The organism is Microbispora sp. NPDC049125 (assembly GCF_040802045.1).
Lineage (GTDB): Bacteria > Actinomycetota > Actinomycetes > Streptosporangiales > Streptosporangiaceae > Microbispora.
In genome coordinates this window covers 44,190-50,480 of record NZ_JBEZDW010000052.1, presented here as the reverse complement: position 1 = coordinate 50,480, position 6,291 = coordinate 44,190, and the positions used below count along the sequence as shown (strand labels likewise).

5 protein-coding genes and 1 pseudogene are annotated in these 6,291 nt (G+C 71.8%); 2 read left to right on the top strand and 4 right to left on the bottom strand.

Features of this window, described 5'->3' with window-relative positions; genetic code table 11:
* Positions 1 to 158: 158 nt before the first annotated feature.
* On the bottom strand, positions 159 to 1,400 hold the full coding sequence (locus AB0B72_RS36945; RefSeq protein WP_367744196.1) for a cellulose binding domain-containing protein: 1,242 nt from the start codon (positions 1,398 to 1,400) through the stop codon (positions 159 to 161).
* A 508-nt stretch (positions 1,401 to 1,908) separates the two neighbouring features.
* Between AB0B72_RS36945 and AB0B72_RS36940 the strand changes: the two genes are divergently transcribed.
* Together AB0B72_RS36940 and AB0B72_RS36935 are read left to right on the top strand one after the other, a co-directional pair.
* Entirely contained in the window at positions 1,909 to 2,616 is a 708-nt protein-coding gene (locus tag AB0B72_RS36940) for an MBL fold metallo-hydrolase (protein WP_367744194.1), read from the top strand.
* A gap of 4 nt (positions 2,617 to 2,620) precedes the next feature.
* Positions 2,621 to 3,688, top strand: coding sequence for a RecB family exonuclease (locus AB0B72_RS36935; protein ID WP_367744193.1), 1,068 nt, complete (start codon positions 2,621 to 2,623; stop codon positions 3,686 to 3,688).
* Here the strand turns inward: AB0B72_RS36935 and AB0B72_RS36930 are convergent.
* From AB0B72_RS36930 to AB0B72_RS36920, 3 genes and pseudogenes are all read right to left on the bottom strand, one after another.
* Positions 3,644 to 4,630: an oxygenase MpaB family protein gene (locus AB0B72_RS36930; protein WP_367744192.1), complete on the bottom strand. Its 987-nt coding sequence runs from the start codon at positions 4,628 to 4,630 to the stop codon at positions 3,644 to 3,646. The two genes, AB0B72_RS36935 and AB0B72_RS36930, sit on opposite strands and share 45 nt — an antisense overlap.
* Before the next feature lie 45 nt (positions 4,631 to 4,675).
* Positions 4,676 to 5,557 (bottom strand): alpha/beta fold hydrolase, encoded by an 882-nt coding sequence (locus AB0B72_RS36925; protein WP_367744190.1) that lies wholly within the window; start codon positions 5,555 to 5,557, stop codon positions 4,676 to 4,678.
* Between the two features lie 378 nt (positions 5,558 to 5,935).
* A pseudogene (locus AB0B72_RS36920) lies at positions 5,936 to 6,291 on the bottom strand (DEAD/DEAH box helicase); the annotation flags it as partial.

Genomic DNA, 6,291 nt, shown 5'->3' with positions numbered 1-6,291 from the left:
CTCCCTGCAGCATCTCCTCAGTTGGGGCTGCCCCCATTGCCGGACTCCGCCCTGTCGGGGGTCGCGGGCGGGCTGCGCGGTGTGGGGCGGTTCGCGCGGACGGCCGCCCGATCAGCCACGAGCCGGATCTCCGCAAAGATCCAGGCTCCGTTCCGGCCCTAGGGGCTCGTGCACGTGAAGGACGGAGTCGGCGGCGCGCCGACGGCGAGGAAGCCGAACACGGTCGAGCCGGACGCCTGGATCGAGCCGTTGTAGGAGACGTTCGTCACCGTCACCGCGGAGCCGCTGACGCTCAGCGTGCCGTTCCACACCTGGCTGATCGTCTGACCGCTGCTCAGCGTCCATCTGACGGTCCACCCGTTGATCGCCGAGCTGCCCGCCGTGACCGTGACCTCCCCCTGGTAGCCGCCGGGCCACGAGTTGACGGTGCGGTAGCGCGCGGTGCAGCCGCCCGACGGCGACGGGCTCGGCGACGGGCTGGGCGAAGGCGAGGGTGACGGGCTGGGTGAGGGTGACGGGCTGGGCGAAGGCGAGGGCGACGGGCTGGGTGAGGGTGATGGGCTGGGCGACGGTGACGGGCTCGGTGACGGGCTCGGTGACGGCGAGCCGGGTGGCACGTACGGGCACTTGTCGCGGTACATCGAGATGTTGGTGGAGTCCATCAACGGGCACAGGAACTGGGTGTACCGGGTGTCGTTGTCAACGAAGATCTTCAGCCACGGAATCAGCAACCGCATCTCGGTCGTGTTGGCCCGCGTCGCGAACAGGTGGTCCACGCCCGTTATCTCCGCCCAGGCGCTCTGCGCCGTGGCCGGCAGGGTGCTGTAGATCCCGTTGAGGTAGGACTGGGTGACCGTGGTGTCCCGCTGTCCGGAGATGAACATCATCGGCACCTGCTCGGTGGACAGGTTCAGGTTTCCTCCGGGCGCGCCGGGCGCGAGTCCCACCGCGGCCTTCAGCGAGGGCCGCCGGAGCGTGGCGAGGAGGGTGCCGGCGCCGCCCGCGGAGTGGCCCATCACCGCCAGCCGGTTCGGGTCGACCCGTGTGCGCACCGAACTGCGCTGGGTGAGGTAGTCGAGCGCGGCGAGCAGCTCGGTCGCACGGGCGTCGGCGCCGTCGGTGCGGGTGTTGGTCTCGACCCCGATCACGACGAAGCCGAAGGACGCGAGCCAGGGCCCCATCCAGGCCTCTTCGTCGGCGAACAGGGCGGAGTAGCCGGGTACGATCGCGACCCCGCCGAAGGTCCCCTGGCTGGTGTCCGTGGGGTAGTAGATCACTCCGCCGCCGAAGCCGTTCCCGGCCGGCAGGCTGACCTGCGCGGTGGCGAAGGTCCCTCTGGTGGCCGCCACACTGGCCAAGGTCGGGTCGGGCCCCCGCTGGTACGGATTGTCGGCGGCCACCGCGGGCCCAACGCCACCTGTTAGCGTTAACAACCCCAGCATGACCGCTACCGCGGCCGTTGCGTGCCTGGTGAACCGGCCCCACGCGGCGGGTCCCCGCCGGATCCTTCCGGCGCCATCCGGTGCCGGAGACTCGTTGACAGGTCGTCGCACTGTTGTGTTCCTCCTCGTAGAGGCACGGCATCATGTGCTTCTCTCGTGGCCCAGGAGGGATGAGTCCGTTTCGCGAAGGCCCACCGGCTATGACGACGGGCCCGTGAACGGCTCACCTCGAATGGCGACAGGCCGTGAAAGCCCGCCTCCGTGGCACCTCGCTCGAATCCTCCGGCGGAGTTCCGGCGGCCGTCAAAAAAGAGCACGACGTCCTGTGGATCGGCCCATTCGGCAGGTGAAACGTTCAGGCCCGGGAGGACGGGTGGTCCGCCTGGGGCGGCGGGTTCGACGCCCAACCCCGTGCAGACTCTTGTACGGGGGGTCTCAAGCGCGTGGGGTAGTAAGGTTTTGAGCCGTGACAGCGCGTATCGAACGAGTGGTGACCTCCGGCCCGGTGGACATCGAGGGCGTCGAGCACAAGGTCGAGAACAACACCTGGATCTTGGGCGACGACGACGAGGTGATCGTCATCGACCCGGCCCGTGACGCCGAGAAGATCCTCGAGAAGGTCGGCGACCGCGAGGTCCTCGCCGTGATCTGCACCCACGGCCTGCCCGACCACGTGGGCGCCGCGATCGAGGTGGCCGCGAGGGACGAGGCCGCCATCGCGGTGCACACCAAGGACAAGCGGCTGTGGCGGCAGACGTGGGAGGAGACCTGGCCCGACATCGAGATGGAGGACGAGGGCCTGTTCGCCGTCGCCGACGTCGAGCTCGAGGTCCTGGCGACTCCCGGCGTCACGCCCGGCGGCGTCTCGCTCTACTGCGAGGACCTCGCGGCCGTCTTCACCGGCAAGACGCTGCTGATGGACGGCCCGGGCAAGCTGGGCGGGGAGTACCCCGCCCTCGCCGACCAGCTCACCTCGATCGGCGAGCGGCTGTTCACCCTGCCGCACGAGACGCGGGTCCTGCCCGCGCACGGCGAGGAGGGCAGCATCGGCGACCTGGAGCCGCAGTTCGACAAGTGGCTGTCGGGCTCCCTGACCGGGACGGCCGATGTCGAGCTTCCGCCGCTGGCGGACGGCACGGGTGTCTCCGGCATCAGGCTGGACCGCGACGAGTAGGCCCATGGAGCAGCTCGGGCTCGACGGGATGCCGAAGCGGCTCTACACCTGCACCCCGTCGCGCCTGAACGCCTGGCTCGACTGCCGGCGCCGGTACCGCTTCACCTACCTGGACAGGCCCGCGCCGCCCAAGGGGCCCCCGTGGGCGCACAACAGCGTGGGGGCCTCGGTCCACAACGCCCTGGCGGCCTGGTGGCGGGAGCCGTACGAGCGGCGTACGCCGGTGATGGCGGCCGTCCTGCTCACGAACGGCTGGCTCCGTGAGGGGTTCCGCGACGAGGAGCAGTCGGCGGCGTGGCGGGACCGGGCACGGGAGATGGTGTCCGCGTACGCCGGGACGCTCGACCCCTCGGACGAGCCGGTCGGCGTGGAGCGCACCGTCGCCACCCGGACGCCGGTCATCGCCGTCTCGGGCCGGGTGGACCGGCTCGACCGGCGGGGCGACGAGCTGGTCGTGGTCGACTACAAGACGGGCCGCCGCCCGCTGACCACCGACGACGCCCGCTCATCGATCGCGCTGGCGATCTACGCGATCGCGTCGTCGCGGATGATGCGCCGACCCTGCCATCGGGTGGAGCTCCACCACCTGCCGACCGCGTCGGTCGTCGAGTGGGAGCACACCGACGAGTCGCTCGGCCGCCACCTGCGGCGGGCCGAGGAGATCGCGCTTGAGGCGGCCGACGCCGACGAGGCCTACCGTGCCTGGGCCGGGCACGCCGCCTCAGGGGGAGGCGCCCGCGGCCGTGGAGGGCGGGCCTCATCGAGCGGAGGCGCCGCCACGGGCGGGAGCACGGCGCCCCGCGAGGTGCCGCCCGAGATCGACCGGCTCTTCGCCCCCGAGCCCGGGCCGATCTGCTCCTGGTGCGACTTCCGGCGGCACTGCCCCGAGGGCCGCGCCGCCTCACCCGACCGACTGCCCTGGGACGGCCTCGCGGCCCCCCAGAGTCAGGAGACGGTGGCTCAGGAGACGGCGCCCCAACAGGCGGTGCCCCGGCAGGTGGCACGCGAGACCGCGCCCCAGCCGACGTCAGCTCATGAGGCGGTCGCCCGGGACGTCTCCGACGGCGGATGAGCCCGGGAGCTCCTCCGCCGGCAGATCGTGGACGGCGGCGAGACGCTCCGGGCGGCGGCGGGGGTCGACCAGCCCCCTGAGTCCCTTCCCCACGTCGTATCCGGCGGCGCCCAGGCGCTCCCGCGAGGCCAGCAGCATCGCCCGCGTGTGCCCGTCCAAGGCCCGCTGGTGCACGAAGTCGGGGACCGTGTTCATCGCCATCCGGAAGGCCCGCAGCGCCGCCGTCACCGTGCTCTGCGGCACCTCGGGCAGCGCGCCGTACAGCCGGCGCGCCCAGTCGGGCAGCGTGTAGTAGCAGAGCGCCCCGAACGGGAAGTACGCGGGCTTGGCAGGAGACAGGAAGCGCATGTTGCGCGGCAGGCGCGGCCACAGCAGGAAGCGCACCGCCGCCGCCGACTCGGGGATGACCCGCAGGGTCGGCCGCATCTCGGCGAAGTAGGCCTCCATCTCGGCCACCGAACCCGGCACGTCCTCGGCGTGCAGGCCCACGAACGTCGCACTGTGCCGCTGCTCGGCCAGATAGCGGTCGGCCTGCCGGTCGGTGATCCGCGCCCCGGCCCGGCGTACGACCTCCAGGTAGGACATCACCTCCGCGCAGTGGACCCACAGCAGCAGCTCGGGATCGTCCACGCGGTGGACCTCGCCCGTCTCCGGGTCGTGGATCCGCAGGGCGCGGTGGATGCCCCGCACCCGGCGGCCGATCTCCTCCGCCTCCTCCGGGCTGCCGTAGGTGACCCGGCCGACGAAGTCGGCGGTGCGGCGCAGCCGCCCGAACGGGTCCTGCTGGAAGTTGGAGTTCTGCCAGACCCCGCGCATCGCCGTCGGATGGAGGGCCTGCAGCATGAGGCCCCGCACGCCCGCCACCCACATGGTCCGGTCGACGTGCACCAGCCACGTGGCGGAGTCCGGAGGCTGGACCGTCAGGCCATTGATCGCGGGCATAGTAGCTCCAGCATTACACGGAACCTCGGGGGCGGCGACGACAGGTCAGCCGTGCTGCTGGAGCATGCGGCTCTCCGCCGCGTTCCAGAACCGGGTGAGCGCCGCCGCCGTCGTCTCCGGGGCCTCGACGGCGGGGGAGTGGACCGACCCCGGCACGACCACGCAGTCGGCGCCGAGCCGGCGGGCCATCTCCGCCTGCAGGAGGGGAGGCCAGCCGTCGTCGTGCTCGCCGTACAGGACCAGGATGTCCAGGCCGCATCCGGCCAGCTCGGCCACCCGGTCGGCGGCCTCCAGCACCTCCCGGCCCATCGACATCAGGGCGGTGGGGTGGTTGGCGAGCAGCCGCTTGCGCAGGAAGGCCACGATGTCGTCCGGGACGCCGGCCTGCAGGGCCTCCGGCTCCATCCGGTTGGCCCACATGTAGTCGATGCCGAGCTCGGGCATCTCCGCCAGCATCACCCGGCCGGCCTTCTCGCGCGGGCCGATGATCCCGGCGGGGCCGGAGCTCATCAGCGTGAACGACGCGAGCTTCACCATGCCGTTCAGCACGGTCTCCCTGGCGACCAGGCCGCCGAACGAGTGACCGAGCAGGTGAACGGGCTCTCCCTGGCCGACGGCGGCGGCGATCGCCTCGATGTCGGCGCCCAGCGCCTCGCAGGTGTACGCCTCGGGGTCGTCGGGGCCGGGCGTCTCGTACTGCCCGCGCATGTCGACGGCGACGACTCTGCGCCCGGCCTGAGCGAGCGTCTGGAGGACCGCGATGAAGTCCTCCTTGCTGCCGGTGAACCCGGGGACCAACAGGGCCGGCCAGCGCTCGGCGACCCCGCTGACGGGCAGTGCCTCAAGGACGGCGAACGAGCCGACGGGGGTCTCTATCTGCTCGGTGCTGACACCGGGGGGAAGAGTCAGGAAACGCGGCGTACTCACGGGGCCTCCTCCACCTCACCCGGAAACCCAGGGATCGATGGGCCGGACGGGGCCCACGTCCCGGACCGTCTGCTGTGCACGCAGGCTCGCTCGCTCACGTGGCATCACGATACCCAGCGAAGCTCCTGGCGACACTGCCAAAGTCACTATGCGGGTTTCGGATGGTCATCTGCGCATGTCTCCTGTTCAGGTCATACCCATTGCGGGCGAGGCGGTCCCGCAACCGGCACATGCGAGGACGTCTTATGCGTCCGAGAGCGCGGTGGAGCCGCCGGATCCCGGCGGCTCCTGATCGATCGGGAAGAGTGCGGCCCCCTCGGGGGCCGCCGCTCGTGTGCCCGTCCGTTCACGCTCATCGATGAGTGGGACCCGCGGCCTTCACCCCGTACGGCGGGGCCGCGGCTGAGGCCGTGCCGGACGCCGTCGCTGCTGGACGCGCTCGGTCGCGGCCGACGGCGCGGGCTCGTCGTCGTCGGTCGCAAGGTCGGGCGACTTGAACACGACCATGAAGGGGCTGGCCGGGATGATCCGGTCCGGCTCGGCGCGCTCCACCGGCGGCTCCTCTCGCGTGAACGCGGGCAGTGTGATGCCGGTGGCCGCCGCCTGCTCCGCCGTACGGCTCCCGCGCCTGGTGGGGCGGTCGTCCTGGCCGGCGGGTGCCTGCGGGGCGACCTCGGGTGCCGTCTCGGTGGTGCGGGTCCTGCGGCGGGACGGTCTGCTCGTCGCGAGCGGGT

What these genes read in the sequence shown, in the direction of transcription:
- AB0B72_RS36935 (WP_367744193.1), top strand. Translation starts at nt 2,621, where the DNA reads ATGGAGCAGCTCGGGCTCGACGGGATGCCGAAGCGGCTCTACACCTGC.
- AB0B72_RS36930 (WP_367744192.1), bottom strand. Translation starts at nt 4,630, where the DNA reads ATGCCCGCGATCAATGGCCTGACGGTCCAGCCTCCGGACTCCGCCACG.